Below are 235 nucleotides of genomic sequence, written 5' to 3'. Positions count from 1 at the left end.
CTTGATCAGGCTGCCGTCGCCCCAGAACTCCACCCGCTGTACGCTGCCATCCGGATCGCTGGCGTTGGCACTGACGACGACCGTGGCGGGGGCCATCGCGGCGCTGCCATTCACCGGTGCCGTCAACGTAATGTTGGGCGGCTGGTTGCCGCGCACCTGCAAGGTCGCCAGGTCCGGGCCGTTGACGTTCTCGCGCAGGTGGAAGATGGTGCCGCCGGCCCAGATCCAGTTGATC

The 235-nt window shown here is 67.2% G+C and carries 1 protein-coding gene; it reads right to left on the bottom strand.

Going from position 1 to position 235, the window contains the following annotated elements:
* A partial coding sequence (locus tag ASG87_RS20430) for an Ig-like domain-containing protein (protein ID WP_162258317.1) occupies positions 1-235 on the bottom strand: 235 nt, incomplete at both ends.

Source organism: Frateuria sp. Soil773 (assembly GCF_001428405.1).
GTDB lineage: Bacteria > Pseudomonadota > Gammaproteobacteria > Xanthomonadales > Rhodanobacteraceae > LMSL01.
This window is presented reverse-complemented; position numbering and strand designations above follow the sequence as displayed.